Annotated in this window: 32 protein-coding genes and 1 tRNA gene; 12 read left to right on the top strand and 21 right to left on the bottom strand. The window is 62.9% G+C overall.

What is annotated here, in order from left to right:
* Positions 1–176 precede the first annotated feature (176 nt).
* Both selD and HHL14_RS33370 read right to left on the bottom strand, forming a co-directional pair.
* Entirely contained in the window at positions 177–1,244 is a 1,068-nt protein-coding gene (selD, locus tag HHL14_RS27505) for a selenide, water dikinase SelD (RefSeq protein WP_169500744.1), read from the bottom strand.
* A 320-nt stretch (positions 1,245–1,564) separates the two neighbouring features.
* The gene (locus HHL14_RS33370) at positions 1,565–2,128 is read right to left on the bottom strand and encodes a hypothetical protein (RefSeq protein ID WP_230413229.1); all 564 of its coding nucleotides are present in this window, start codon (positions 2,126–2,128) and stop codon (positions 1,565–1,567) included.
* A 95-nt stretch (positions 2,129–2,223) separates the two neighbouring features.
* On the opposite strand from HHL14_RS33370, the gene fdnG reads away from it, so the two are divergent.
* From fdnG to HHL14_RS27465, 7 genes are all read left to right on the top strand, one after another.
* Positions 2,224–5,292 carry a formate dehydrogenase-N subunit alpha gene (gene fdnG / locus HHL14_RS27495; protein WP_169500743.1) on the top strand — a complete coding sequence of 1,023 codons (3,069 nt, stop codon included), beginning with the start codon at positions 2,224–2,226 and terminating at the stop codon, positions 5,290–5,292.
* A gap of 9 nt (positions 5,293–5,301) precedes the next feature.
* Positions 5,302–6,222 carry a formate dehydrogenase subunit beta gene (fdxH, locus tag HHL14_RS27490; protein ID WP_169500742.1) on the top strand — a complete coding sequence of 307 codons (921 nt, stop codon included), beginning with the start codon at positions 5,302–5,304 and terminating at the stop codon, positions 6,220–6,222.
* A complete protein-coding gene (locus HHL14_RS27485) occupies positions 6,219–6,875 on the top strand; it encodes a formate dehydrogenase subunit gamma (RefSeq protein ID WP_169500741.1) in 657 nt (218 codons plus the stop codon). Before fdxH ends, HHL14_RS27485 begins: the two co-directional genes overlap by 4 nt.
* A gap of 125 nt (positions 6,876–7,000) precedes the next feature.
* A complete protein-coding gene (fdhE, locus tag HHL14_RS27480) occupies positions 7,001–7,996 on the top strand; it encodes a formate dehydrogenase accessory protein FdhE (protein WP_169500740.1) in 996 nt (331 codons plus the stop codon).
* A 66-nt stretch (positions 7,997–8,062) separates the two neighbouring features.
* On the top strand, positions 8,063–9,592 hold the full coding sequence (gene selA, locus HHL14_RS27475; RefSeq protein ID WP_169500739.1) for an L-seryl-tRNA(Sec) selenium transferase: 1,530 nt from the start codon (positions 8,063–8,065) through the stop codon (positions 9,590–9,592).
* A gap of 24 nt (positions 9,593–9,616) precedes the next feature.
* Complete coding sequence (selB, locus tag HHL14_RS27470; RefSeq protein WP_169500738.1) at positions 9,617–11,530, top strand: selenocysteine-specific translation elongation factor; 1,914 nt, start codon at positions 9,617–9,619, stop codon at positions 11,528–11,530.
* 71 nt (positions 11,531–11,601) lie between these two features.
* Positions 11,602–11,697 (top strand) — tRNA-Sec (locus HHL14_RS27465).
* Positions 11,698–11,773: 76 nt separating this feature from the next.
* Here the strand turns inward: HHL14_RS27465 and HHL14_RS27460 are convergent.
* From HHL14_RS27460 to HHL14_RS27370, 19 genes are all read right to left on the bottom strand, one after another.
* Positions 11,774–12,844, bottom strand: a complete 1,071-nt coding sequence (locus HHL14_RS27460) for a tyrosine-type recombinase/integrase (protein WP_169500737.1) — start codon at positions 12,842–12,844, stop codon at positions 11,774–11,776.
* Positions 12,845–12,847: 3 nt separating this feature from the next.
* The gene (locus HHL14_RS27455) at positions 12,848–13,084 is read right to left on the bottom strand and encodes a DUF4224 domain-containing protein (RefSeq protein WP_169500736.1); all 237 of its coding nucleotides are present in this window, start codon (positions 13,082–13,084) and stop codon (positions 12,848–12,850) included.
* The gene (locus tag HHL14_RS27450; RefSeq protein WP_206002546.1) at positions 13,081–13,428 is read right to left on the bottom strand and encodes a hypothetical protein; all 348 of its coding nucleotides are present in this window, start codon (positions 13,426–13,428) and stop codon (positions 13,081–13,083) included. The genes HHL14_RS27455 and HHL14_RS27450 overlap by 4 nt, the downstream gene beginning before the upstream one ends.
* Positions 13,428–13,898, bottom strand: a complete 471-nt coding sequence (locus HHL14_RS27445) for an ASCH domain-containing protein (protein WP_169500735.1) — start codon at positions 13,896–13,898, stop codon at positions 13,428–13,430. The genes HHL14_RS27450 and HHL14_RS27445 overlap by 1 nt, the downstream gene beginning before the upstream one ends.
* Positions 13,895–14,965: a phage Gp37/Gp68 family protein gene (locus tag HHL14_RS27440; RefSeq protein WP_206002545.1), complete on the bottom strand. Its 1,071-nt coding sequence runs from the start codon at positions 14,963–14,965 to the stop codon at positions 13,895–13,897. The genes HHL14_RS27445 and HHL14_RS27440 overlap by 4 nt, the downstream gene beginning before the upstream one ends.
* Entirely contained in the window at positions 14,959–15,282 is a 324-nt protein-coding gene (locus HHL14_RS27435) for a hypothetical protein (RefSeq protein WP_169500734.1), read from the bottom strand. Before HHL14_RS27435 ends, HHL14_RS27440 begins: the two co-directional genes overlap by 7 nt.
* The gene (locus tag HHL14_RS27430; RefSeq protein WP_169500733.1) at positions 15,272–15,799 is read right to left on the bottom strand and encodes a hypothetical protein; all 528 of its coding nucleotides are present in this window, start codon (positions 15,797–15,799) and stop codon (positions 15,272–15,274) included. The genes HHL14_RS27435 and HHL14_RS27430 overlap by 11 nt, the downstream gene beginning before the upstream one ends.
* Positions 15,800–15,856: 57 nt before the next feature.
* Positions 15,857–16,045 carry a hypothetical protein gene (locus HHL14_RS27425; RefSeq protein ID WP_169500732.1) on the bottom strand — a complete coding sequence of 63 codons (189 nt, stop codon included), beginning with the start codon at positions 16,043–16,045 and terminating at the stop codon, positions 15,857–15,859.
* On the bottom strand, positions 16,042–17,664 hold the full coding sequence (locus HHL14_RS27420; protein ID WP_169500731.1) for a YqaJ viral recombinase family protein: 1,623 nt from the start codon (positions 17,662–17,664) through the stop codon (positions 16,042–16,044). The genes HHL14_RS27425 and HHL14_RS27420 overlap by 4 nt, the downstream gene beginning before the upstream one ends.
* Positions 17,657–18,733: a hypothetical protein gene (locus HHL14_RS27415; RefSeq protein WP_169500730.1), complete on the bottom strand. Its 1,077-nt coding sequence runs from the start codon at positions 18,731–18,733 to the stop codon at positions 17,657–17,659. The genes HHL14_RS27420 and HHL14_RS27415 overlap by 8 nt, the downstream gene beginning before the upstream one ends.
* Positions 18,730–19,026 (bottom strand): KTSC domain-containing protein, encoded by a 297-nt coding sequence (locus HHL14_RS27410; RefSeq protein WP_169500729.1) that lies wholly within the window; start codon positions 19,024–19,026, stop codon positions 18,730–18,732. The genes HHL14_RS27415 and HHL14_RS27410 overlap by 4 nt, the downstream gene beginning before the upstream one ends.
* 8 nt (positions 19,027–19,034) lie before the next feature.
* On the bottom strand, positions 19,035–19,490 hold the full coding sequence (locus tag HHL14_RS27405) for a hypothetical protein (RefSeq protein ID WP_169500728.1): 456 nt from the start codon (positions 19,488–19,490) through the stop codon (positions 19,035–19,037).
* Positions 19,490–19,672: a hypothetical protein gene (locus HHL14_RS27400; RefSeq protein WP_169500727.1), complete on the bottom strand. Its 183-nt coding sequence runs from the start codon at positions 19,670–19,672 to the stop codon at positions 19,490–19,492. Before HHL14_RS27400 ends, HHL14_RS27405 begins: the two co-directional genes overlap by 1 nt.
* Positions 19,669–20,190 (bottom strand): hypothetical protein, encoded by a 522-nt coding sequence (locus HHL14_RS27395; protein WP_169500656.1) that lies wholly within the window; start codon positions 20,188–20,190, stop codon positions 19,669–19,671. The genes HHL14_RS27400 and HHL14_RS27395 overlap by 4 nt, the downstream gene beginning before the upstream one ends.
* Complete coding sequence (locus tag HHL14_RS27390) at positions 20,187–20,657, bottom strand: zinc-finger-containing protein (RefSeq protein ID WP_206002549.1); 471 nt, start codon at positions 20,655–20,657, stop codon at positions 20,187–20,189. Before HHL14_RS27390 ends, HHL14_RS27395 begins: the two co-directional genes overlap by 4 nt.
* 124 nt (positions 20,658–20,781) lie before the next feature.
* A complete protein-coding gene (locus HHL14_RS27385; RefSeq protein WP_169500725.1) occupies positions 20,782–21,216 on the bottom strand; it encodes a hypothetical protein in 435 nt (144 codons plus the stop codon).
* A 119-nt stretch (positions 21,217–21,335) separates the two neighbouring features.
* Positions 21,336–21,566 (bottom strand): hypothetical protein, encoded by a 231-nt coding sequence (locus HHL14_RS27380; RefSeq protein WP_169500724.1) that lies wholly within the window; start codon positions 21,564–21,566, stop codon positions 21,336–21,338.
* Positions 21,567–21,662: 96 nt separating this feature from the next.
* Complete coding sequence (locus HHL14_RS27375) at positions 21,663–22,136, bottom strand: hypothetical protein (protein ID WP_169500723.1); 474 nt, start codon at positions 22,134–22,136, stop codon at positions 21,663–21,665.
* A gap of 89 nt (positions 22,137–22,225) precedes the next feature.
* Positions 22,226–22,699 (bottom strand): hypothetical protein, encoded by a 474-nt coding sequence (locus HHL14_RS27370; RefSeq protein ID WP_169500722.1) that lies wholly within the window; start codon positions 22,697–22,699, stop codon positions 22,226–22,228.
* Between the two features lie 84 nt (positions 22,700–22,783).
* Between HHL14_RS27370 and HHL14_RS27365 the strand changes: the two genes are divergently transcribed.
* The 5 genes from HHL14_RS27365 (at position 22,784) to HHL14_RS27345 (ending at position 25,774) form a co-directional block, all read left to right on the top strand.
* Positions 22,784–23,050, top strand: coding sequence for a transcriptional regulator (locus HHL14_RS27365; RefSeq protein WP_169500721.1), 267 nt, complete (start codon positions 22,784–22,786; stop codon positions 23,048–23,050).
* The gene (locus HHL14_RS27360) at positions 23,050–23,328 is read left to right on the top strand and encodes a hypothetical protein (RefSeq protein ID WP_169500720.1); all 279 of its coding nucleotides are present in this window, start codon (positions 23,050–23,052) and stop codon (positions 23,326–23,328) included. The genes HHL14_RS27365 and HHL14_RS27360 overlap by 1 nt, the downstream gene beginning before the upstream one ends.
* Positions 23,325–23,543 carry a hypothetical protein gene (locus tag HHL14_RS27355; protein WP_169500719.1) on the top strand — a complete coding sequence of 73 codons (219 nt, stop codon included), beginning with the start codon at positions 23,325–23,327 and terminating at the stop codon, positions 23,541–23,543. The genes HHL14_RS27360 and HHL14_RS27355 overlap by 4 nt, the downstream gene beginning before the upstream one ends.
* On the top strand, positions 23,540–25,396 hold the full coding sequence (locus HHL14_RS27350) for a DNA cytosine methyltransferase (protein ID WP_169500718.1): 1,857 nt from the start codon (positions 23,540–23,542) through the stop codon (positions 25,394–25,396). Before HHL14_RS27355 ends, HHL14_RS27350 begins: the two co-directional genes overlap by 4 nt.
* A 162-nt stretch (positions 25,397–25,558) precedes the next feature.
* Positions 25,559–25,774 (top strand): hypothetical protein, encoded by a 216-nt coding sequence (locus HHL14_RS27345; RefSeq protein ID WP_169500717.1) that lies wholly within the window; start codon positions 25,559–25,561, stop codon positions 25,772–25,774.
* Positions 25,775–25,783 lie beyond the last annotated feature (9 nt).

Raw genomic sequence — 25,783 nt, 5'->3', positions numbered from 1 at the left:
AGGCTGCAATTATCGCATGGGCGGGGTGGGCGGCCCGCTCAGGCGCGCCCGCGGGGACGCCCACGGTTGGCGCCGCGCCGCGTGCGGCGCTGCTTTATTGCGTCTTTATTTCGCGCGCTATTGTGTCCGTTAGTGCCCGTCACTTCGTCCTTTCCCGTGGCCCTGGACGCGCCGCGTCAGACCACCTCGACGCGCGCGTCGCCGCTCACCATTTCGCCGATCACGCGCGCATCGTCGAAGCCGTCGGCGCGGAACAGCGCCAGCACGTCGTCGACCGCTTCCGGTGCGCACGACACCAGCAGCCCGCCCGAGGTCTGCGGATCGGTCAGCAGCGCGCGACCGGCGGCCGGCAGCGTGGCCGGCAGCACGACGTCACGGCCGTACGCGTCCCAGTTGCGGCCCGACGCACCGGTGACAATGCCCGCTTCCGCGAGGCTCGCGACGTTCGGCAGCCACGGCAGATCCGCGTAGCGCACCCGAGCGGTCAGCTTCGAGCCGCGCGCGAGTTCGAGCGTGTGGCCGAGCAGGCCGAAGCCGGTGATGTCGGTCAACGCGTGCACGCCGTCGAGTCGCGCGAGTTCGGCGCCCGGCCGGTTCAGCTTGGTGGTCGCGCCGATCATCGCCGCGTAGCCGGCCGCGTCGAGCTTGTCCTTCTTCAGCGCCGCCGACAGAATGCCGACGCCGAGCGGCTTGCCGAGCACCAGCACGTCGCCGGCGCGGCCGCCCGCGTTGCGCTTCACGCGCTTCGGGTCGACCACGCCGAGCGCGACGAGGCCGTAGATCGGCTCGACCGAATCGATCGAATGGCCGCCCGCGAGCGGGATGCCCGCCTCCGCGCAGACCGACTCGCCGCCCTTCAGCACGGCCGCGATCACGTCGTGCGGCAACACGTTGATCGGCATGCCGACGATTGCGAGCGCCATGATCGGCTTGCCGCCCATCGCGTAGACGTCGGAGATCGCGTTGGTCGCGGCGATGCGGCCGAAGTCGAACGGATCGTCGACGATCGGCATGAAGAAGTCGGTGGTCGCGACGATCGCCTGATCGTCGTTGAGCTTGTAGACGGCGGCGTCGTCGGCGGTGTCGTTGCCGACCAGCAGGTCGGGGAAGAACGGCAGCGGCGCGCTGCGCTTGAGCAGGTCGGCGAGCAGGCCGGGCGCGATCTTGCAGCCGCAGCCGCCGCCGTGCGACAGGCTCGTGAGGCGGGGCGGCTGGCTGGTTTGAGCTTGGGTCGCTTCAGTCATAAGGGCGGGAAGTCCGGTTCTTCGAATGACCGCATTATGAAGGTTGTTTTCATACTGTGCTGTCTTCAAAAGACGTGAAGCGGCGTCGATGCCGTGCTCGCGCAAGTGCTGAAACCGGCACACTCGACCTTATCTTGAAATTGTGCCGCTTATAAAACCGGCTGCGAAAAAATTCAAAAACATTGTCCAGGCGCGTGAATCGCATGACGAATGCGAACCGCCAATCTTGCCAATCGGCCGATCCGGCTGACGAATAACGCGTTTCCCGGATGGGGGAAATTAACAACCGGTAACGTTTTAAGTCCGGGTTTTAAAACGCACTATTTATTGCTGCCCGCGCCAGTCCCATACAGGCCGTTGTTAAATCCGCCGGCACCTTGCGGGTTCGAATTCTGCGCGCCGTTTTTACCGCGCGGATTGCGCTGTGCGCTGTCTTTTGCCTGCGGTTTGTGCGACTCGTGAAGCGCCTGTGTCGACGAGGCGGGCTGCGAGCCCATCGCCGAGGTGCGGTTGTCCTGCTGTGCCGCGCCGTTGCCTTGCGGGATCTGCGCGTGCCCCGCCGTGCCGACGGCCAGCAATGCGCCGCCGACGAATACCAGCGAAGCCGAGCCGGCCACGAGGCGCCGGCTCGCGCCACCGCGAAAATCGCGCGCGCGGAATCCGGCAATGGAAGCCGCAATGAAAGCGATAGCAGACGCCAAAGACAAGGACGTCAAAGACGTCACGCGGGCAACAGGGCACAACGCAGAATAATTCATGGCAGCGCAATAATCCGTCGTTAAGTTGGACTCATTACTGGCATATGCAGCATGAATAATGCCCGGCACCGAAACGATTGCCGGGGTGCGGCGCCGGCGGTCATTAAACTGGCTGTCGCGGTTCATATTTACCCGGGTGCCAAATCCACTACGATCTCGCTGCATGTCGCGAAACCGGCATCTATAATCAATTTCGTCCCCAAAAGAGCCGAGGCCATTCAATGACCCAGATGACCCGGCGACAATTCCTGAAAGTCTCCGCCACCACGCTCGCCGGATCGAGTCTTGCCCTGATGGGCTTCTCGCCGACACCCGCGCTGGCCGAAGTCCGTCAGTACAAATTGTCGCGAACAACCGAAACCCGCAACACCTGCCCGTACTGCTCGGTGGGCTGCGGCATCCTGATGTACGGCCTTGGCGACGGCGCCAAGAACGTCAAGACGAGCATCATCCACATCGAAGGCGACCCCGACCATCCGGTCAATCGCGGCACGCTGTGCCCGAAGGGTGCGAGCCTGATCGACTTCATCCATAGCGAGAGCCGCCTGAAGTACCCCGAGTACCGCGCGGCCGGGTCGAACGAATGGAAGCGCATCTCGTGGGAAGACGCGCTCGACCGCATCGCGAAGCTGATGAAGGAAGATCGCGACGCGAACTTCGTCGAGACGACCGAGGACGGCAAGAAGGTCAACCGCTGGCTGACCACGGGCATGCTCGCGGCGTCGGCCGGCAGCAATGAAGTCGGCTATCTGACGCACAAGGCGGTTCGCAGCCTTGGCATGCTCGCATTCGACAATCAGGCGCGTGTCTGACATGGCCCGACGGTGGCAGGTCTTGCCCCGACGTTTGGCCGTGGAGCGATGACGAACCATTGGGTCGACATCAGAAACGCGGATGTGATTCTCGTGATGGGCGGCAATGCGGCCGAGGCACACCCATGCGGTTTCAAATGGGTCACCGAAGCCAAGGCGCACCGCAAGGCGCGTCTGATCGTGGTCGACCCGCGCTTTACGCGCACCGCCTCGGTGGCGGACTACTACGCGCCGATTCGCACCGGCACGGACATCGCGTTCCTTGGCGGGGTGATCAACTACCTGCTGACGAACGACAAGATCCAGCACGAGTACGTGAAGAACTACACGGACATGTCGTTTATCGTCCGTGAGGATTTTGCATTCAACGACGGCCTGTATTCCGGCTACAACGCCGACAAACGCAGCTACGACAAAACCTCGTGGGACTACGAGCGCGGCGACGACGGCTTCGTCAAGGTCGATCCGACGCTGCAGGATCCGCGCTGCGTGTATCAACTGCTGAAGCAGCACTACTCGCGCTACACGCCCGAGCAGGTCGAGAAAATCTGCGGCACGCCGAAGGATAAATTCCTGCACGTGTGCGAGATGCTGGCATCGACGGCCGTTCCCGGACGCGCCGGCACGATCCTGTACGCGCTCGGCTGGACGCATCACTCGGTCGGCTCGCAGAACGTGCGCAGCGGCGCGATGGTGCAGTTGCTGCTCGGCAATATCGGCATCGCCGGCGGCGGCGTGAACGCGCTGCGCGGTCACTCGAACATCCAGGGGCTGACCGACCTCGGCCTGATGTCGAACCTGTTGCCGGGCTACATGACGCTGCCGATGGAAGCGGAGCAGGACTTCGATGCGTACATCGCGAAGCGCGCCACCCAGCCGCTGCGGCCGAACCAGTTGAGCTACTGGCGCAACTATCGCGCGTTCCACGTGAGCTTCATGAAGTCGTGGTGGGGCGACAACGCGACGGCCGACAACAACTTCGGTTTCGACTATCTGCCGAAGCTCGACAAGTCCTACGACATGCTGCAGGTCTTCGAGCTGATGAATCAGGGCAAGATGACCGGCTACATCGCGCAGGGCTTCAACCCGCTCGCCGCGGCGCCGAACAAGGCGAAGATCGGCGCGAGTCTGGCCAAGCTGAAGTGGCTCGTGATCATGGATCCGCTCGCCACCGAAACCTCCGAGTTCTGGAAGAACCACGGCCCGTTCAACGACGTCGACGCGGCGTCGATCCAGACGGAGGTGTTCCGTCTGCCGACCACCTGCTTCGCGGAAGAGCGCGGCTCGCTGGTCAGCTCGAGCCGTGTGCTGCAGTGGCACTGGCAGGGCGCGGACGGCCCGGGCGAGGCGAAGAGCGATCTCGAGATCATGTCGGGGCTGTGGCTGCGCATTCGCGACGCGTATCGCAAGGACGGCGGCAAGTATCCGGACCCGATCCTGAACCTGAGCTGGCCGTACTCGAACCCGGCCAGCCCGACGCCCGAGGAACTCGCGATGGAGTTCAACGGCCGCGCGCTCGCCGACGTCACCGATCCGACCGACAAAACCAAGGTGCTCGCGAAGCGCGGCGAGCAGCTCGCGAGCTTCGCGCAGCTGCGCGACGACGGTTCGACCGCGAGCGGCTGCTGGATCTTCTGCGGCTCGTGGACCCAGGCGGGCAACCAGATGGGTCGTCGCGACAACTCGGACCCGACCGGCATCGGCAATACGCTGAACTGGGCATGGGCGTGGCCGGCGAATCGTCGCGTGCTGTACAACCGCGCGTCGTGCGACGTCAGCGGCAAGCCGTTCGACCCGACCCGCAAGCTGGTCGCGTGGAACGGCAAAACGTGGGGCGGGGCCGACGTGCCGGACTTCAAGATCGACGAACCGCCTGAAAACGGCATGAGTCCGTTCATCATGAATCCGGAAGGCGTGGCGCGTTTCTTCGCGCGCGACGGCATGGCCGAAGGGCCGTTCCCCGAGCACTACGAGCCGTTCGAAACGCCGCTCGGCTACAACCCGCTGCATCCGGACAACAAGGCGGTCGTCAGCAATCCGGCGGCGCGCGTGTTCCCGGACGACAAGGCCGCGTTCGGCTCGCACGAGAACTTCCCGCACACGGCGACCACTTATCGTCTGACCGAGCATTTCCACTACTGGACCAAGCATGCGCATCTGAACGCGATCATCCAGCCGGAGCAGTTCGTGGAAATCGGCGAGGACCTCGCGAAGGAAATCGGCGTGGTCGCGGGCGACCGCATCAAGGTGTCGTCCAATCGCGGGCACGTGGTGGCGGTGGCGCTCGTGACCAAGCGGATCAAACCGCTGACGATCGAAGGCAAGAAGGTTCAGACGGTCGGGTTGCCGCTGCATTGGGGCTTCAAGGGACTCACGAGGCCGGGCTATCTCGTCAATACGCTGACGCCCTCCGTGGGCGACGGGAATTCGCAGACACCGGAATTCAAGTCGTTCCTCGTCAAGGTCGAAAAGGCATAAGGAAAAGAGATGGCACTGCAATCACTAGACATCAAACGCATCTCGGCCACGACCGTGCCCGCGCCGCAAGTGCGCGAGCCGGTCACGGGCACGGTCGCCAAGCTCATCGACGTGTCGAAGTGCATCGGCTGCAAGGCGTGTCAGACGGCCTGCATGGAGTGGAACGACCTGCGCGACGAGATCGGTCACAACGTGGGCGTCTACGATAATCCGGCCGATCTGACCGAGCATTCGTGGACCGTGATGCGCTTCTCGGAATACGAGAACGAAGCCGGCGATCTCGAATGGCTGATCCGCAAGGACGGCTGCATGCACTGCGAGGACCCGGGCTGTCTGAAGGCCTGTCCGTCGCCGGGCGCGATCGTGCAGTACACCAACGGCATCGTGGATTTTCACGAAGAGAACTGCATCGGCTGCGGCAACTGCATTACCGGTTGTCCGTTCAACGTGCCGCGGCTGTCGCAGAAGGATCGCCGCGCGTACAAGTGCACGCTGTGTTCCGATCGCGTGGCGGTCGGCCAGGAGCCGGCCTGCGTGAAGACCTGCCCGACCGGCGCGATCATGTTCGGCACCAAGGAGGACATGAAGCAGCAGGCCGAGGACCGCATCGTCGATCTGAAGGAGCGGGGCTTCCAGAACGCCGGTCTGTACGATCCGGCGGGGGTGGGCGGCACGCACGTGATGTACGTGCTGCATCACGCCGACCGGCCGTCGCTGTATCACGGCTTGCCGGATCATCCGCGTATCAGTCCGATGGTGTCGCTGTGGAAGGGCGTGGCCAAGCCGATCGCGCTCGCCGGGATGGCGTTCGCGGCGCTGGCGGGCTTCTTCCACTACACGCGCGTCGGTCCGAACGAAGTCACCGAGGCCGACGAGGCCGAGGCCGCGCAGGAAGCCGACGAAGCACGCCGTTCGCGGGAGGCATCATGAGTCACAACGAGCATAGCGAACTCACCGACGTGAAGGGCAACCGCCTGATCGTGCGCTACACGCCGAACGAGCGCACGAATCACTGGATCACCGCGATCAGCTTCGTGCTGCTCGCGTTGTCCGGCCTCGCGATGTTTCATCCGGCGATGTCGTTCCTGTACTTCGTACTCGGCGGCGGGCAGTGGACGCGGATCCTGCATCCGTTTCTCGGCTGCGTGATGTTCATCTCGTTTCTGATCCTCGCGCTGCGCTTCTGGCATCACAACTATCTGGACAAGGCGGACATCCAGTGGATGAAGCAGATGGGCGACGTGCTGAACAATCGCGAGGACAAGCTCCCCGCGATCGGCAAGTACAACGCCGGCCAGAAGCTGCTGTTCTTTACGATGGTGGTCTGTCTCGTGCTGCTGCTGTTGAGCGGCATCGTGATCTGGCGGCGCTACTTCTCGTTCTATTTCCCGATCGGGCTGATCCGTCTGTCGGCGGTCGTGCATGCGGCTGCGGCGACCGTGCTGATCATCGGCATCATCGTGCATGTCTATGCGGCGCTGTGGGTCAAGGGCTCGATCGGTGCGATGACGCGCGGCACCGTCACGTATGGCTGGGCACGCAAGCATCATCCGAACTGGTTCAGGGAAATCATCGGCAAGTAACGCAAGCTCGTCCGGCGTTGCCCGGCGCGTGTGCTTCAATACGTGTCAGGCAGCGCCCCGCGCCCCGGGCCGCCGCTCTTCGTCGATGACGGGCGGCGGCTCTTCAGTTTTCAGAGGTCGATACTTTGGTTCAACGCATTCTCGAAGCTGCCGACATCGAATCGCTCGATCCCTCGGCGATTCCCCGCATCCGCACGCCGGAGCGGCTCGCGGTGTTCGCGCCGCGCGCGGCGCGCCTGCGCCAACTGGCGTCGCGCAACAATCCGATCGCCGGCTATCTGCGGCTGATGGCGGCGCTGGCCGACGCGCAGCAGACGGTCATCGCCGGCTTCAAGGCGCAGCCGCCGAGTCCCGAGCTGATCGCGAGCGCGCAGCAATATTCGATGCCGCTGATTCCGGCGCTCTCCGGCGCGCGCGATCCGGCGTGGCGCGACGTGTTGCGTCAGTTGCTCGACAAGGTCGAAGCCGCCGGGCCGCTTACGCCGCCGCTCGCGGCGCTGTTCGCGCGCCTGCGCGAACTCGATGCCGACGCGCTCGAAGCGCAGGCCGACGCGATCTTCGCGCAGCGCTTCGACGAGGTCGATCCGGCGAGCGCGCCGTTCATCGTCGCCGCGCTGCAGGTGGTGTGGACCGATCTCGCCGCCGACATCGACAAACGCGCGGTGCCGTATCTCGACACGCCGGGACTGTGCCCGGTGTGCGGCTCGCATCCGGTGGCGAGCGTGGTGCGAGTGGGCGGCGCGTACGACAACTATCGCTATCTGCAATGCGGGCTGTGCGCGACCGAGTGGCATATGGTGCGCAGCAAATGCTCGAACTGCGATTCGACCAAGGGCATCGCGTATCACGTGGTCGGTTCGCCCGAGGCCGATGCGCAGGCGCGCGAAGCCGAATCGAAAAATGCGGCGTTGAAGGCGGAATCGTGCGACGAATGCCATACTTACCGCAAAATCGGCATTCAGGCGAAAGACTACGACTTCGAGCCGTTCGCGGACGACCTCGCCAGTCTCACGCTCGATCTGCTGATGGGCGCGGAAGGATACCAGCGCGCGTCGCCGCATCCGTGGCTGTGGCCGGAGCGCGCGAGCGACGCGGCGCAAGCGGGCGACGAGCCTGCCTGAGCGGCTGCCGGACGCGGGTTCAAACCAAGGTTGGCCTGACAGGGATAGCCCCAAGGGGATGGCTTCGTGAGCGATGTGAGCGGCTCGGAACTGCGCGCGCTGATGGCGCGGGTGCCGTCGGTGGAAAAGGTGATGGCGTCGGCGGAATTCGCGGCGCTGATCGGCGAATACGGACGCACCCAGGTGCTGAACGCGGTGCGCGAGGCGCTCGACGCGTGGCGGATCAGCGCCCGATCGATCAGTGCCGCGGCCCACTCGGCCAATTCGGCCCATTCGACGTCTGCGCCCCAAGCGACTCATGCCGCGGCGGATACAGCCACCACCCCGCCGTTCAGCGCGCTCGATACCGTGCAACTGCACGCAACGGTCGACGCCGCGCTGCGCGGGCGTAACGAGCCGCGCCTGCGCAGCGTGTTCAATCTGACCGGCACCGTGTTGCATACGAATCTCGGCCGCGCGCTGCTGCCCGATGAAGCGGTGCGCGCGGTGATGAGCGCGCTCACGCAACCCGCGAACCTCGAATTCGATCTCGCCACCGGCAAGCGTGGCGATCGCGACGATCTGATCGACGACCTGATCTGCGAGCTGACCGGCGCCGAAGCGGCGACCGTGGTCAACAACAACGCGGCCGCCGTGCTGCTCACGCTGTCCGCGCTGGCGGCGAACAAGGAAGTGGTGGTGTCGCGCGGCGAGCTGGTCGAGATCGGCGGCGCGTTCCGGATTCCCGACATCATGAGCCGCGCGGGTGCGAAGCTGCGCGAGATCGGCACGACGAATCGCACGCATCTGAAGGACTACGACGAAGCGATCAACGCGCGCACCGCGTTGTTGATGAAAGTGCACGCGAGCAATTACGCGATCAACGGCTTCACGAAGGAAGTCGGCATCGGCGAGATCGCGCCGCTCGCGCATGCGCGCGGACTCGCGCTCGCCGTCGATCTCGGCAGCGGCACGCTGGTCGACCTCAGCCAATGGGGCTTGCCACGCGAGCCGACCGTACGCGAGACCGTCGAAGCCGGCGCCGATCTCGTCACGTTCAGCGGCGACAAACTGCTGGGCGGACCGCAGGCTGGGTTGATCGTCGGGCGGCGCGAGCTGATCGCGAAGATCAAGAAGCATCCGCTCAAGCGGGCGCTGCGCGTCGGCAAGTTGACGCTCGCGGCGCTCGAACCGGTGCTGCAGCTGTATCGCGCGCCGGAGCAACTGGCCGCGCGGCTGACCACGCTGCGCTTGCTCACGCGTGCGGCCGACGAGATTCAGGGCGCCGCGCTGCGCGTGCAGCCGGCGCTGCAACAGGCGATCGACGCGCGCTACACGGTGAGCGCGGAGCCGATGTTCAGCCAGATCGGCAGCGGCGCGTTGCCGGTCGACGTGCTGCCGAGTTACGGACTGGTCGTCAGGATGACTGACGGTAAGCGCGGCGGGCGTCATCTGCTGGCGCTGGAAAAGCAGTTGCGCGAGATGGCGCGGCCGGTGATCGGACGCATCGCCGACGATGCGCTGCGTCTTGATCTGCGTTGCCTCGAAGCGGCCGATGAGGCGCAGTTGATTGCGCAACTGGCCGCGCAGTCCGGCGCACGGACGAAGAGCAATTGAAGGGCACATGAAGGGCACATACGCATGATCGTCGGTACAGCCGGGCATATCGACCACGGTAAAACGAGTCTGGTGAAGGCGCTGACCGGCGTCGACACGGACCGGCTCAAGGAAGAAAAAGCGCGCGGCATTTCGATCGAACTCGGCTATGCGTACGTGCCGCTCGAGAACGGCGACGTGCTCGGGCTGATCGACGTGCCGGGCCACGAAAAACTCGTGCACACGATGACCGCGGGCGCGAGCGGGATCGATTTCGCGCTGCTCGTGATCGCCGCCGACGACGGCGTGATGCCGCAAACGCGCGAGCATCTGGCGATCGTCGAATTGCTCGGCATCCGGCGCGGCGCGATCGCGGTGACGAAGATCGATCGCGTCGATGCGACGCGTCTGCGCGAAGTTCATGAAGAAGTGGCGGCGTTCGTCGCCGCGAGCGTGCTGCGCGATGCGCCGGTGTTCGACACCTGCGCGCCGCAAGCGAGCGACCCCGGCGTGGCCGCGCTCGACGCGCATCTGCGCGCGCAAGCCGTCGCATGGCGGATGAAACGCGACGACGGCCTGTTCCGCCTCGCCGTCGACCGTGTGTTCACGCTCGCGGGGCAGGGCACGATCGTCACCGGGACCGTGGTCGCGGGCAACGTGAGCGTCGGCGATACGATGCTGCTCGCGCCTGGCAATCAGCCGGTGCGCGTGCGCAGCATCCATGCGCAGAATCGTCCCGCCGAAACGGGTCGCGCCGGCCAACGCTGCGCGCTGAACCTCGCGGGCATCGAGAAGAGCGCGATCGAACGCGGCGACTGGATCGTCGACCCGCGTCTGTCGCAGGCCAGCGAGCGGATCGACGCGACGCTGACGCTGCTCGCCGATGCGCCGCATGCGCTCGAACACTGGACGCCGCTGCACGTGCATCTCGGCACGCAGCACCAGGTCGCGCACGTCGCGCTGCTCGAAGGCGATACGCTCGGCCCGGGCCAGCGCGCGCGCGTGCAACTGGTGTTCGAGCGGCCACTGTGCGCGGTGCCGGGCGATCGTTTCGTGGTCCGTAATGCCCAGGCGAATCGCACGGTCGGTGGCGGTCACGTGCTCGATCCGTTCGCGCCCTCGCGCAAGCGGCGCACGCCCGAGCGGCTCGCGTGGCTCGACGCGATGCAGACGTGGCTCGACACGGGCTCGCTCGACGCGCTGTTCGCGCGCGCGCCGCATGGGTTATCGCGGGCGTTGCTGGAGCGCTTGACAGGCATGCTGGCCAGCGCGCTCGCGTTGCCACCGGATACGCGCGTGATCGAGCGGCCGGGCCATGATGCGCTGCTGGTCGCGGGCGCCGCCTGGCAGACGCTTGCCGAACGGTTGACGGGCGCGCTCGCGCAATATCACGAACGCGCGCCGGACGAGCTCGGCCCGGACGTGTCGCGTTTGCGGCGCATCGCGGCGCCGTTGGTCGACGACGTGCTGTGGCGTGCGCTAGTCGACGATGCGGCGGCGCGCGGCGCACTCGTCAAACGCGGACCGTGGCTGCATCTGCCCGGTCACAGCGTGACGCTCGATGCCGCCGACCAGGCGCTCGCCGCCGCGCTGCTGCCGCAGATCGAGGCCGGCCGTTTCGATCCGCCGTGGGTGCGCGATCTGGCGAACGCGCATCATGTGCCCGAGGAACGAGTGCGTCAGTTGCTGCGTAAACTCGCGCGCCAGGGCGAGCTGTTTCAGGTCGTGCACGACCTGTTCTATCACCAGAACGTGATTCGCGAACTCGCGTCGATCGCGGCAACCGAAGCGCGGAAAAACGCGGGCACGGTCGCGGCCGCGCCGTTTCGCGACGCCACTGGGCTCGGCAGAAAACGCGCGATCCAGCTTTTGGAGTTCTTCGATCGGGTTGGGTATACTCGCTTCCACCGTGGCCTGCATCTTCTGCGCACGGATAGTCGCTGGCTCGATCCGCATTGAGCCACGTATCGGGTTGATCGGTTCAATGAGCAACTCGTCGTTCGTTAGCATCGTCGTTAGCGATCACCGAAGGAAGGCATTCGTATCCGGTGGTGCGGCCGGGCTTCAAACCCGGTTGAGGGCGTCAGACGCTCTCAGGATGGTTCGACTCCATCTGCCTTCCGCCACAAGGCTTTGCGCGATTTTTTATTTGCTGGAAATCGCCTGGAATTTTTCCGCAAAAAGTGTGCTTTTCCGCAAAAATCACTTCGTCGGCTTGACCTTGTCACCGCGTCGATTGCGCACGTAGTGTTCCGTCATGGTCACGGATGTGTGCCCGAGCTGCTTCTGTGCCTGCCGGATGTCTCCCGTGTCATCGGTCTTGTCCGTCCCCGCTTTGGCGCGCAGGTCACGAATCTGGAACGCGTTGTCCGGTACGCCGGCGGCCCGCCGCGTTTCGCGGAAGCGCCGCTGCAGCGCATCGAGCATCATCGGCTGCCCGAGCTCGTTGACAATCAGTGCCGTACTCACCACCTTATAGCTTGCCTTGCGCGCACGGATGCGAGCGATGATCTTTGCTAACTCGCCACTCACTTCCATGCGCAGCTTCTTCTTCGTCTTGCCTTGCTGCAGATGGATAAAACCGTCCCGAATATCACGCTCGTCGTAGTTAAGCATGTCCTGTGGCCGCTGGCCGGTAAGGTAGGCGAGATCCATTGCATCGCGAGTGGGTTGGTCAGCTTGTGCGTACACCTTCTCGAATAGGTCATCTTCCACATACACGTCGCGCCCTCGCTCGACGTTCTTCTTGACGCCAAGGCACGGGTTCGGGGCCTTTGTCATTCCAATCTCGCGCGCGTAATTGAACATATGGCTCAGCACCTCGATGTCGCGATTCGCGCGCACATGCCCCGCGTCGGGCGGCGCAACGCGCTTCTTTGACTCATACCACGCGACTGCTTTCCGGTGCCGCCAGTGCATGTACTGCTTGATATGCACCGGCTCAATCTTGTCGAGCGGCGCATCGAGTCCGAAAAATTCCTTAAGGAGTGCTATCTGAATGAGGTTTTCTTTCTGCGTGCGCGGCGCCTTGTTCGGGAGCATGTCGCGAATGTAGGCGTCGAATGCTTCCTTGAGTGTCGCTTCAGCGGCCTTCGGCGTCTGTGCCTCCTCGATCTCAGACCAGCGCCGGACGGCCACAATGAAATCGGTTCCGAGTGATTCCTCGCGCCGCGGCTTGCCGCCCCAGTCATAGAAATAGTAGGTCTTCTTGCCGCGATGGCGGGCGCGCATGCCAGGCGGCAAATTAGGGTTGCGGGTCGGTGTTCGGCCCATCGCTCATGTTCCTCGTAATGCTTGCGGTTGCCATTGTCTTGCCGGTAGCTCCTCTCTTGCGACTCGACCTTCGATTGCGGTGCGTGCCACGATCGGGCGACCGCGCGCATTTGTCCAAAAAGGTATTCCCGACGAGCGCAGCCACGCAGCCTGAAGCTCATCGCGGGTCTTGCCACGCTGGCCTTTGCGGACACCGGACAATTCTGCTATTTCTTCGGCGGTAAGGAATGTGTCACTCATGAATCTTTTCCTGCGCCGCGGTCGATGGACAACGAAGTCTTCGCTGGTCCGTTGCGCATGTCGTCCTCCGTGTCGAAAATGAGGCTCGCTTGGACAGGTATGCCGGCGCGCTGCCAGAGTGCGAAGTGTTCGGGGCAATAGTGGACGTCGGGTGCGATCTCGTGCGCGTGAGTGGCGCACAGATGCCGGTCGCAGGTCTTGCGCGGGCCGACCGGGTAGTCGCACTGGAAATCGCTTTCGGCGCCGCAGCCGTCGGCGCGGCACTGCGGCGCCGTGCCGCGCCGACCACGGCTGCAGATGAACCCGCGCGTGCCGTCAGGCAACTTGAAAGGCGTGCACGGCATCAGATCGCTCCCAGTTCGTGCATCTGCCGCAGCTGGACTGCAACGTCAGGGGGCACGTTGAAGAAGTTGAGGGCACCCTTGCACGCGACGAACGGCAGCGGCTTCACATCGGTCAGATGGAACCCGAAAGCGCCATCCATGTGCCAGTGCGACGTGCGATCGATGGGATCGATGCATTCATCGATCGTCGCGACGCCGATGATTCCACCGCGCTGCAACTGGTCGAAGGGCGGCAGTTCGATCGTCGGACCACCGACCGGCCAGAGTGGATCTTGTGCTGCATCGTATTCCGCGCGCGTCATGCCCTTGGACGCGTGGATCAGTACACGCCCACGGAACTTTGTCGGCCAGCTTCGGTTTTCGATGTCCTTCAGGACGCCGGCGGCGATCGCTGCGGCGCGCGCGGAGCCCGACAGGTCTGGGCGCACGATCAGCCAGGCCCAGGGGTTGCGAATCGACAGCGCCTTCATGCTGCACCTCGCGGGAATTCGTCGTGCGTGCGGCCGTCGAGCTGGCGGCCGGCGGCTTTTTTGCCTACGTTAAAGGTGAGCATCGCGCCCGTGCCCTGCTGGTAAGCGGCAAAGGCGGCGATGTCCTCGAACACGGTGCCGTCGTAGTGAATGACAGCTTGCGCCACGGTGCATCGACGCCCCTGCATTTCGTCAACGATGGTTTGGTCCTCGCCTTCACGTGCCCGACGGCACGACACATACAGGTTGCTGAACCAGTCGCTTTCGCCCTCGCTGATCGGCCGCCACGCCCCCCATTGCTTGAACAGGAACGGCACGCCGGCGGCCGCGCACTGGTCGCGCAGCGTGCGTGGCCAGTCAGGGTGCGCGGGTCGCGCGTCGGAGCCGCTTTCGCCGCCGGCGACGACCCAGTCAATGGAAGGGAAGACACCTTGTTCCCACTCCCGCTCGAGCCAGTTCGGCTGCATAACGACGGGGCCGAGTAACGGCTCCGCGCTGATCCAGCGCACGGTGGTTGGCACCTGAAGCAAAAGCGGAATCCGCTCGTCGGCGCGCCGTTGATCCTCAACGCTCACACCGATCCAGACGTTAGGCAGCGGCCACGGGCACCACTCCATGCCCGCCCAGCCGATCTCATGCGATGCGGCAATCACGCGGCCGTGCCGGTCCGGATGCGAGAAGTACTCAAGCATCCGGTCAGCGCGCTTCGTCAGCACCTGGTACGTGTGCTGCCGCGCGCGAGCCATCACGGCAAATACCTTGTCGATCCACTCGTCGGGTACCGACTCATGGAACAGGTCGCCGTGCGCACAGACGAAGATCATGCGCGGCCGCGTCCAGCGGAACGGCTGGTCGAGCCATTGCTCATTAAAGCGGACCTCGCCAGTCCAGACAGGACCGGCCGTTGTCACGCGGGTGAGGCCAGCGCGACTCGGATGGTTGCGCAGGCGCGTGCCGGCAAGCTTCATCGCGTAGCAGTTCTTGCAGCCGGGACTCGTCACGCTGCAACCCGTAATCGGGTTCCACGTCGCATCGGTCCATTCGATCTTGGTGCTATCGCTCACCATTGACCTCCCATGCCATTCAGTTTCAAAAGCACATAGCGAGCGTTCGCGATCAAAAGCACATAGCGAGCGTTCGCGATGCTGGAGTCACGATATTTCAGGCGTTGGATCGCGCCGACGAGATAGAGCAGGTAAATGCGCTGCGTCGTGCGCACCCACGCGTCGAGTTCGGGTTTCGTCGTGGGCATTGGTGTGGCAGGCACGCACGAAGGGCGCAGCACTTCAGGCTGTGCTGCGATCGCGGCCTGAAGTCGCTCGCGCGCCTGCTGCCTCTCGTCGACCGGTGCGGGGGCGAGTTCGCCGAACAGATCAGTCTGCATCGCCGTCCATCCGAACCCGCGGCGCGTAGTAGGCAACGTCGCCGGCGATCGCGACGAGCGGCGACCCTCCGCTCGTGTGTCCCAGCAACTCGTCGACGGTCGAGGCAAAATTCTTGTGGTCGCGGTCCAGCCCGAGCCGGGCGAATGCACGCTCGACGATCATCTCTGCCTGGTCGCGCGCCATATCCACGAAAACGCGCTGCCCTTCATGCGGCTCGTATCGCTTCGATACCTCATCGCGTTCGAAATCGACGTGCGCAAGGCTGGTGCGGCCACATGAGGGGCAGGGCACCATGTACGGGACGACATCGTCGCGGCTGTTCCACGTGCGCTCGCGATGTCCGCAGCGGCACGCATACCACATCAGGGCATGGCCTTCCGCATGCAGGCGCGACACATCCGCCGTGGCCTTCTGCAGGGTCTTGCCGCCCTTGCGGAGCATCTTCTCGTGATGCCGGTTGGTGGCGCGCCGATCGGCACGTGTGCTTTTAGCCTGACGCTTCTGATACGGATGCATTATTGGTAGTCCTAATATAAATAAAATCTTCTTGACCTGTTGATTACGGTAAGGTGGTCAGGCGAAGTAACGGTTGTGAAGCTGTTCGAGCGATTCGACCTGCTTTTCAGTGATCGAGGTGAGTTTTCCCGCCAGGCGTATGCCGTCGAGCGTGCGCACGAAGCCTTCTTCCCAATTGCTCAGGTCACCCGTGCCGAGCATGCCGGTCAGGCGCTCGACCATCGTGGCGGTGCTGACGTGTTTCATGCGTTCACCTCCATCGCAGCGAGGGCGTGCTGCACGAGCGCGTTGCAGATACGTGGAAAATCTTCCTCGTAGTAGAGCTTCGCTGCCTTGTCCGTCGCGGCGTGCTGAATGCCCAAGGTCGCCAGACCATCCGCAGTCAGGGAAATGGGCGCCAGCCTCTCATTGATCTGACCCAGGCGCAGCGTCGGCGCGCTGTTGGGCGGCCGGGTGGAGGCGATCGGCAGTACACCCTGAACAACCGCGGTGGTTTTGATGGCCGCCAGAGCGACTGGTGCGGCTTCAGTTTGCGCTGCTGCCTGCACTGCCGCCTCTGCTGCCTCGCGCGCCCGGTGGTCCTCGGCGAGCTTGTGCTGTTCGATGCGCGTGGTCACGATCAGCTTGAAATCGTCGACGGGCTTCTGAATCAGCTGCTGCAAATCACGGAAAAGAAAACCGTACGCCTCGTCGTGCGGGCGATACCAGTCGAGCTTGGCGCGCAGGTCGCGCGCGGCGGTGTCGGCTGTGATCTTGCCGGCCGCGAGCGCCGTGTCGAGTGCGTCGTACAAGGTGGCGACCGTGCGCTTGTTCTTCGCGGCAGCAGCGAAGTCAGGCATTGCCACTTCAAGGCGCACGATCTTCAGCTCGGCGTCGAGCGTCGCAACGTGCTCGGTGAATTTCTGGCGTCGTTCCACCAGCGCAGCGTCCTTGATCTCAGTCTTTCGCTTCTCGACTAGCTTGTTGAGTTCCAGTCGAATGGCGCGTGCCTCGGCGCTGATGTCGTCGATAGTGCTGAACAGTGCGTCGATGGTTTGTGTCTGGCTCAACGCGTGCTGTTTCGCGGCAGCGAGGCGCGATTCGACGTCTTCACACCACGTGACCGTTTTCGCGGCATCCGCGAAGTCCTGGTCCGTTTTCAGTTCCCGATTGATGTTTCCGAGCACTGCGAGTGCGTGCTGCTTGAAGTCGGTCAGATTGCTGGTCACGACCTGGCCGGTCAGTTCGATCCGCAGTGCGGGAAGTGTCTCGGGCGTACGCCCGATCGGCTTCACCTCGATCGGTTGAGCCACGTACTCAGCAAGATCTTTCGCGAACTGGTCCCAGCCGGCGCAGATGCGCTCGAAATACGCCTCGTCCGGATAGACCCACATCGACGCCATTTTCTCGCGTGTGCCGTCCGAACACGTGAACAGAAGCCGCTTTGCCTTCGAGACCATCAGGCCCTGCTGTGCTTGCGGCATGTGCTCGTCGGGCAGCACGTCGTTGATGATCGAGTCGAACAGCGCCTCGTTATACTGCTTGTGCTCCCACACTGTCTCTTCATCCATCGTCATGCCGTCGAGGGATACAGACAGTTCGCCGTCCGAGCAGGTGACCGGGTAGAGGTCATCACCGATGATCTCTTCGACCACGGGACGCGCGAGCGCTTCGACTTCGTGGCCATAGTCGAAGATGTTCTTCTGCACCCAATCACTGTATTCGCGCGGGTTCCCGGTGTGCTTCATGTGAAGCAGCTCGGTCCGCTTGACCTTTGTTGAAAGGCCGAGCATCGCCGCAGCTTCGCTTGCGCCGAACTTCGTCAGGCGAAAGGCCATCCATTCGTCGCTACCCTGCGTCAGGGTGTGCATCGTCCGGTTAGTCATTCTCGTGGCTCCATGCGTCGATCTGCATCTTTTGTTCGTTGGTGAGCTTCGTGCGCGTCTCGATCATCGCGACGAGTTCATCGACCGTCTTTTTCTTTCCAATGATCTGGTCGCGCCAGCCCGGAGACTTCTGCTTGAACTCATCGTCGCTGCATGTCGCGGGAGCTGCGCGGTTGCCGGCGCCTGCACCACTTGAACGGTTATCGTTGTCGGGGTCCGTGCTACCGGATTGTTCCGCCTTATTCTCCATGACGGACTTCCATGTTGCTTCGCCGTCCTTGATTGCGCCGTATATGCCGCGCAGGTCGACTAGCTCCGTCGGCGAACAGGTATCGAGCGAATGGCCTAGGTAAGCGACCAGCTCGGCGGCCTTGACGCCCATTTCGCCAAAGGCATCAGCGATGCGCTTGCGCTCAGCGCCGGGGTCGCGCGCGGCCTCGTCCAGGCGGACGGCCTTGATGATCGCCTCGGCTTCGTCTTGCAGATCGCCTGGCACGATGCGCAGGCCCAGCGTTCGGATGGCCTTCGAAATCAGCGCCGCCCGCTTGTTCAGGAGATCGTCGTCGTTCGCCGGCACTGTGTAGACGAGCTTGTCGTAGCTGTTTTTGCGCACGGAGATATACGAGCCGTCATCCGCCGGCTTCGATCGCTCGACCGTCTTCGATACCGGGACGTCCAAAGGATAGGTCAAGTTCGATTCAAGATCGGTCACACTGACGCAGTGGATTTCCTTGGTGTCGTCCTCGAAAGTCATGGTCGTTTCGACCAGAACGTTCTTCATGCAACGCAGAGCGACCTCAACGAAGCGAATGCCCAGCCCCTCCACCCCTTTGCCGATCGGCTTGCGGTAGTAAGCACTTTTGTTGTGTGCGAATGTGGGGCGCTTGCACTCTGCCATCAGATCCTGTCGAACCTGATCCCAGTTGCGCGGCTGGCGCATCGCCATCACATAGCGAGCCTCAACCATGGCCTTCGCTTTCGCGGCAACGGCGGTAGATGCGGTTTCGACCAGTGCGTGAGTGGATTCCTGTGCGCCGAACTCCTGACGCGTGGTAAGTGCTGTGCTCACGCCTGCTCCTTTTCGACACCGGCCGGTTTCTTCTCGACGCACACGTACGGGAAACGCTCCTTGTGCGGCTTGATGTGCTTGTAGAAGTGCGAGCCGATCGACTCGGCGCCCTTGAGCGCGTCGAAGTTCGCCGGCGTCACGCCCGAATAGTGATAGAGCGACGTCGGTTCGTCGGTTGCACGATCCTTGAAGCGGACGGCGAGCGTCTGGCTGGCAGGGTCATAGCCGATGCTGTGAATCTGCGACGACTTGACGGTGCTCATTGCGATGACCGGACTCGGTTTGTTGTTCATGTGAAACCTCATTGAAGTGCGGCCGGCGTGCCGACCAAGATGAAACCTGCCTGCACATACGCCCGAACAGCGAGAGGCGTCATGTGTGGCTTCCATTGAATTTCGAGGGGTGCCGCAGGCTGGAGTGGTGCGGCGTGCTGCATCAGGTTGAAGACGCCACGTGCCTCGTAGCGCGTCGAGCGCACGATGAATTTGCCGGTGCCGGGCCAGAAATCGACGATGCCGCGCTGCGTCTGCACGATCAGGTGTGCGGCTCCGTTGCGCTCGTCGAACGTGTAACCGTTCTCACGCAAGAGGCGGTTCGAGTTCTCGCGGTTCGAAGCTCGACGCGCTTGGCTATCTTCGCGCTCGCTGTCGTGGTCGCACGTGGCGCAACACTGCGGATAGCCGACGGCTTCGCCAAGGTATTCGCCGCATTGCTCGCAGCACGAACCGTCGAGCATCGATTCAGCAATTTCGCCCATCACGCGCCACCACCAGCGCGCAGCGCGACGACGAGCCAGAGGAAAGTGCCGGCGGCGACGCCGTAGGTGAGCATGGCCACGACGGCGCGAACGCATCGCCGAAAGTGACGGCGATCGCGCGGGCAGGCGGTGAGCAGTGCGTTATCGCCGGGTATGCGGCCGAGTAAGAGGCGGATGCTCATGCGGCACGCTCCACCGACAACGGCCCTGTCGAGATCGAGAGGTGTGCCGAACCGAACCACGCGCGCATCTGCAAGAGTTGGGCGGCCCATTCGGGCCGCATGTCGTCGCGCTTCGCCAGTTCTTCCGCGATGCGATAGATGGCCTGCTTGAGATAGTCGCGGGTATAAAAACGTCCGAACTCGTACAGCTTGACCGCACCGACCCGCGCATCAGCCGGCATGAAGTTGTTCCAGATCATCCGGAGCGTATAGAACAGGTGGCGCGTTTCCATGTTCGCCGGATAGTGGAACTCGCCCTTCGAGTCACGCCACTGCCATCCGCCGACCGGTACGTTGGTTCGAATGCGCGGTGCCGAAGCTTTTCTCGCAACATGCTTGGCGTGCTGGCCAGTCCGCGATTCCTGCTCGATCGCTTTGCAGCGCTTCGAGCAGAACTTTGCCCATCCACGAGCCACATCGGCGAGACGTGCGGTGAAGGGCTCGCCGCAATGCTGGCACAAACGTCCGATCGTGCTCATGCGGCACCTCGAGCACGAACGACCTGCACAACGCGATTGCACATCGCCACGTCGAACCAGCCGATATGGCAGGTCGATACGTCGGTGATGCCGAGCTGACCCGCGAGCCACGCGTACGCCTCGCCGCGCTTGAACTGGCCGCCGTCTTGCCACAGCGGATTAAAGGCGTTCTTTGCACGCTTTCGAGCTGCGCGCGTCGCGGCGTTGGCGAGCGTGCCGAGCGGGATGCCAGTGAACGGGTGCAGCCCGACGTAGCTGTCGCACTCGTTGTCGGTGCAGCGGAACGCCCACGGCCACTCGCCATACTCGCGGCCGTAGATGTGCGAATTGCTCACCAGTTCGACAGCAGACCCGCAGTGCGGGCAAATGGTCGGTTGCGGCAGCGGGTTCGTCACGCGGGCAGTTGCGCGGCGCGACGGGTTCCACGGCGTTTTGACGCCGCTCGCCTGATCGAAGGCATGTTGCATTGCGCTCACGCGGCACCTCGCGCAATGAGGTCGCACGCGATTTCGCGGATCAGGTGTTCCGTCAGCGCGCCATGCGGCGCCGGCAGCGCGCGGAGCGCGAGCAAGTCCCTTGCGAGTGCGGACATCACTGCACCCCGGCGATGATGAAAGTGCGATGCGCCGGCCGCAGATCCTCGTGCAGGTCGTCGCGCTCGATCATCTGGACGGCCTTTTCGGCCTGCTCGAAACACTCAGACGCCAGCAGTTCGAAGAAGCGGCCAGCGATCAGCGTGCGCAGTGCAGCACCGCTTTCGAGGAAAGCCGTACACACAACCTCGCCGTCGCCCATGTCGAACGACTGCATTGCAGCAATCAGGTCAAGCGGTTGCAGGTCAGCAATCTTCGCGTCGAATTTTTCCCGGGCGATCCGGTTCACCAGCTCGGCGCGCGCCAGCATGTCGTCTGTCGTGCGCGTCGAGTTTTCGAGCTCGATGTCGAAAAAGTAATCACCGAGACGTGTGACTTTGACCAGATCGAGCGGCCGGCTCGCGGTCGGATTGGTGTTGATCTTCTTTTGCATGGTTCACCCATCGTTGGACACCGCGCCCGGTAGGCGTGGTGCGTTGTCGATGGAGTGAAGAATAGTGAAACGCTAATTGTGTGTCAATAGCGAAACGCTAATTTGTGACTAGTGTTGCACTAGCTATCGTCGCGGGAGCGGCGGGCAGCAACTTCGTTCAGGGCGTTGATTGACATCATCCGTTCTCGGCCAAAGCGGCCGCGGAACATCGCGGAATACGTTCCGTCGTCTTCGATGGCAATAAGTATGCAATCCGTCGGGAGGGTGACAGGGACGGAATTTTTAAGGCGCGCATTGTCGCGCTTGCGCCGGCGGCCCGGGAAGTAAGAAGTTAAATCAATGACGTTCACCGGCGCCTCGCGCACGTCGAGGCGGATTCAGTCGCAGATTCTTCATGGCACGTTATTTTTCAAACCGAATCCTGTATAGGTATCGATCGAATCAGTTTACAAACGCACTCGATTTATGAATTCGTCGGCTCGCTTCTTTGCTTCGTGCTGCGGGTTAGTCAAATCTACGGCGGATAGCCTCCACATGGATTCGGCATCTCGCCAGTTCGGAAAAGCTCGAAAATACAACTCGAAACCTAAATAGGCTTCCTCAGCAGTGTAACCCTCTGCCTGGAGTGATTCCACTAACAATAGACCAGCTTGCTCCATTGAGCCGTTGGCAAAATTTCTGCGGAATGATTTAAGAAAGACCGCGTTATAGGCTTTCCAGCCGGATGATAACGCCATAAGCCCGCGCTTGAAATTTGCGTCTGATTTTGGATACCGTGCCTTCAAAATCACGGCGAGTTGTTGGTCGGTTATTCGTGGTTTTCGAACAAACTTGATTTCAGGTTCTTGTGTCTCTTTTTTCTCAACTTTGTAGACACGGTCAATTTTATGTTTCGGATCGATTCGATATTTATCGCTCATGGAGTCAATAGTGCGTGTCTTAAAATTTGAATTCGTAATAATTTTTAACTATTACGCGAACATAAAAATAGCCGCTTTCGCGGCTACGCTCAGCCAGTTTTCCGCGCCCGTCGAGGCTTCGGTTCTCCTGCTGAGAAGGTGACAACGTCGGCCTCCGCCGCCGCGTCCGAACTGGCAAGAGGACTGCGTTTCGCACGGAGTACTTTTTGCAGTACTTCTATTGCACTCACCAGTTCGGCTTCACTTACTGCGTCAAGCGGATTGCTTCCTTGGTTTTCAAGACGTGGCAAGCCGTGAGGAGAGTCGTTCGACAGAGCCAGTTCACCCTCGTCGGCGATGTCCATCCACCCTTCAGATTTGCCGAGGGCTTGCTCGATCTTCCGCGCAGCCTTACTTCCTAGCCCTTTGGGTTTACCGGTTCTCGTGTCCGGCAGAGCATTCCGGATCTGGCTCAAATAGGCCGCACTCAAGCCGGCTCTATCGGCTAAGGCCTCCAATGTCCCGCCTGCAAGCTGAACTGCTTCTTCTAGCCGGCGGCGGCGCACGTTCTCAATCGTCGTCATATGACATTGTTTAGCAAAACACTAATATTTGTGAATGTGTGAAACGCTATTTACTTATAGATAGTGTTTCACTAATATTCCTGTATGGACCTGAAAACCTATCTCTCATCCAAGCGCGGCCGCGCTCGTCAACTGGCCAAGCAGATTGGTGGCTACGAATCCGACATCTCAGATTGGAAGCAAGGCAAGCAGCCTGTGCCCATTCCGCGATGCCGCGCTATCGAATCCGCAACCTCTGGCGAAGTGACGCGTCCAGACCTTCGCCCGACCGACTGGTACGAAATCTGGCCCGAACTCATCGGCGCGCCTGGTTCGCCGCCCGTGCCGACCGCGTCAACGGAGGCCGCGTGATGCCGGACAACGACGACGAAGTGCTGTTCGCGCGCTCGGGCATGTCGCACCCGCTCGGCAAGCTCGTCTCGATGATGAAAACAGTCGTGCCTGAGGTCGTCGAGGATCGCATGATCGCGGCCGCTCGCGCAGAAGGCATGAGCATGGCCGAACTGCATCGCGAGATCCTGTGTCGCTGGGCATGCGGCGACGAGATCGACAGATTAGTCGAGCGTCGGCGCCGTGTCGCGTTGATGAATGGGTCCAATTCAGGACCAGAAAGAGGCAGCCAATCATGAACGCCGCCTCTCTCATCACGTGTACCAATTTTCGGAACTGTCCGATTGCGCCGTCGAATCGTAAACGAGATAAATTTACCTCAAATAAGGTAATTTACGATGCCAGATCCCAACTGGTCGAGGAGCAATCCGCGATGCGCGCAATGATCGCCGACGGCGTGAAGGTGCAGCGCAACCGCTTGCGACAGCCGGGCTTTGTGCCGGAGGTCGCATGAAGCGTGACGCCTTCACTCTGTCGCTCGACCTCGGCGCCGAACTGATCGTCGACAACTTCGCCGGCGGCGGTGGCGCGAGTACGGGCATCGAGCGCGCGCTCGGCCGTCCGATCGACATCGCGATCAACCACGACGGCGAAGCGCTCGCGATGCACGCGGCGAACCATCCGCAGACAGCGCACTACACCGAGGACGTGTTTGCCGTGCATCCCGGCTTCGTCACGCGACAGCAGCCGATCGGACTCGCGTGGTTCAGTCCCGACTGCAAACACCACTCCAAGGCGAAGGGCGGCAAGCCGCGCGAGCAGAAGATACGCGGGCTCGCGTGGATCACGCTTAAGTGGGCGGCGCTCCAGTCGCCGCGGTGCATTGGGCTCGAGAACGTCGAAGAATTTCAGGACTGGGGCCCGCTGGATGACGACGGGCACCCGATCAAGGCCGAGAAGGGGCGCACGTTTCGCGCTTTCGTGTCCGCACTCTCGACCGGCCTGGCCGAAGGGCATCCCGACGAGCAGGAGATTTTCGAAACGCTCGGCGCCGACTTTCCGATCGCGCGCCTGCGCGCCGGGCTCGGCTATCGCGTCGAATGGCGCGTGCTGCGCGCGTGCGATTTCGGCGCGCCGACGATCCGCAAACGGCTCTACCTGTTCGCGCGCCGCGACGGTCTGCCGATCGCCTGGCCCGCCGTGACGCACGGCGACCCGAAAACCGACGCAGTGCGCGCGCGCAAGCTGGCGCTGTGGCGCACGGCTGCGGAATGCATCGACTGGAGCATCCCGTGTCCGTCGATCTTCGAGCGCAAGCGGCCGCTGAAAGACGCAACACTGCGACGCATCGCGCGCGGCATCATGAAATTTGTCGTGAACAGCCCGGCGCCGTTCATTGTCTCAACCGCGCATAGTACGACGACCGGTCGTGGGCCGAACGTCTGGGGTATCGACGAGCCGTTGCGCACCGTTACGAGTTCGAACGACAAGTACGTCGTCGCGCCGACGCTCATGCATGTGACGCACCAAGGCGGCGATCGCGCGGCGCACGTCGACATGCCGCTCGCGACTGTGACCGGCGCGCACCGCGGCGAGCAGGCGCTGATCGGCGCGACACTGATCCAGATGGGCTACGGCGAGCGCGAAGGGCAGGCGCCTCGCGTGCCGGGCCTCGACAAACCGCTCGGCACCGTCGTGGCGGGCGGCGGCAAACACGCGCTCGTCGCGGCGTTCCTCGCGAAGCACTACGGCGGCGTCACCGGGACGCGCGTCGACGTGCCGGCGGGCACCGTGACGACGACCGATCACCATTCGCTCGTGACTGCGCAACTCGTGGGCTGCGGCGGCCGCGCCGGTCAGTCGCGCCCGCGCGACGTGAGCGAGCCCGCGGCGACGATCACGGCCAAGGCCGACACAGCGCTCGCCGTTTCTCACCTTGTCAAGCTGCGCAACAACCAGTTCGGCCAGGACGTTCGCGATCCTGCGCCGACCATTACTGCGGGCGGCGGCCACGTCGGCGAGGTCCGCGCATTCCTGATTGCGTACTACGGCAACGAGAAGGACGGCGCCGATCTGCGCGAGCCGATGCGCACGATTCCAACGCACGACCGCTTCGGGCTCGTGACCCTGAACGGCGAGGACTACGTAATCGCTGACATCGGCATGCGGATGCTCACGCCGCGCGAGCTGGCACGGGCCCAAGGGTTTCCCGACAGCTATGTGCTCGATCCGATGACGAATGGCAAACCTCTGTCGAAGTCGTCGCAAGTGCGCATGATCGGCAACAGCGTTTGTCCCGACGTCGCGGCCGCCCTGATCGGTGCGAATTTCAGGCACGAGCGTGTACTGCAACAGGCTTCTGCATGACCAATACCAATCAACGACACAATCCGGCCAATAGCGATTCGCGCGCAGACATGGCTTGTCATGCCGCTTCCAGTCGGGCGGCTGGTGGCCACCAGCGCGCGGCGTTTGCCTGCCGTGCCGCGCTTGCCCGACCCTTTAACCGGGCAGGAGAGGAATGCAGGTATGACCGAAAACACGAATCAGCCGCCGCTCGAGCTGCTTATCGAAGCGCGGCCGGAGATCATGGTGGCGCCCACGAACGACGGCAAGGTCGAGATCATCGTCAACAGCATGGACGAGAACTCAGAGAAGATCGTCCGAGGCGAGGTCGTATTTCCGCTCGACTGCGCGGAGCAGGTCGCGGAAGCGTTGATGGCGCTCGCGAAGCGCGGGCAGTAAATTCCGCGC

The sequence above is a fragment of the Paraburkholderia antibiotica genome, assembly GCF_012927125.1.
GTDB classification, from domain to species: domain Bacteria; phylum Pseudomonadota; class Gammaproteobacteria; order Burkholderiales; family Burkholderiaceae; genus Paraburkholderia; species Paraburkholderia antibiotica.
The sequence above is the reverse complement of the archived record's forward strand: the minus strand, read 5'-3'. Positions and strand labels throughout refer to the sequence as shown.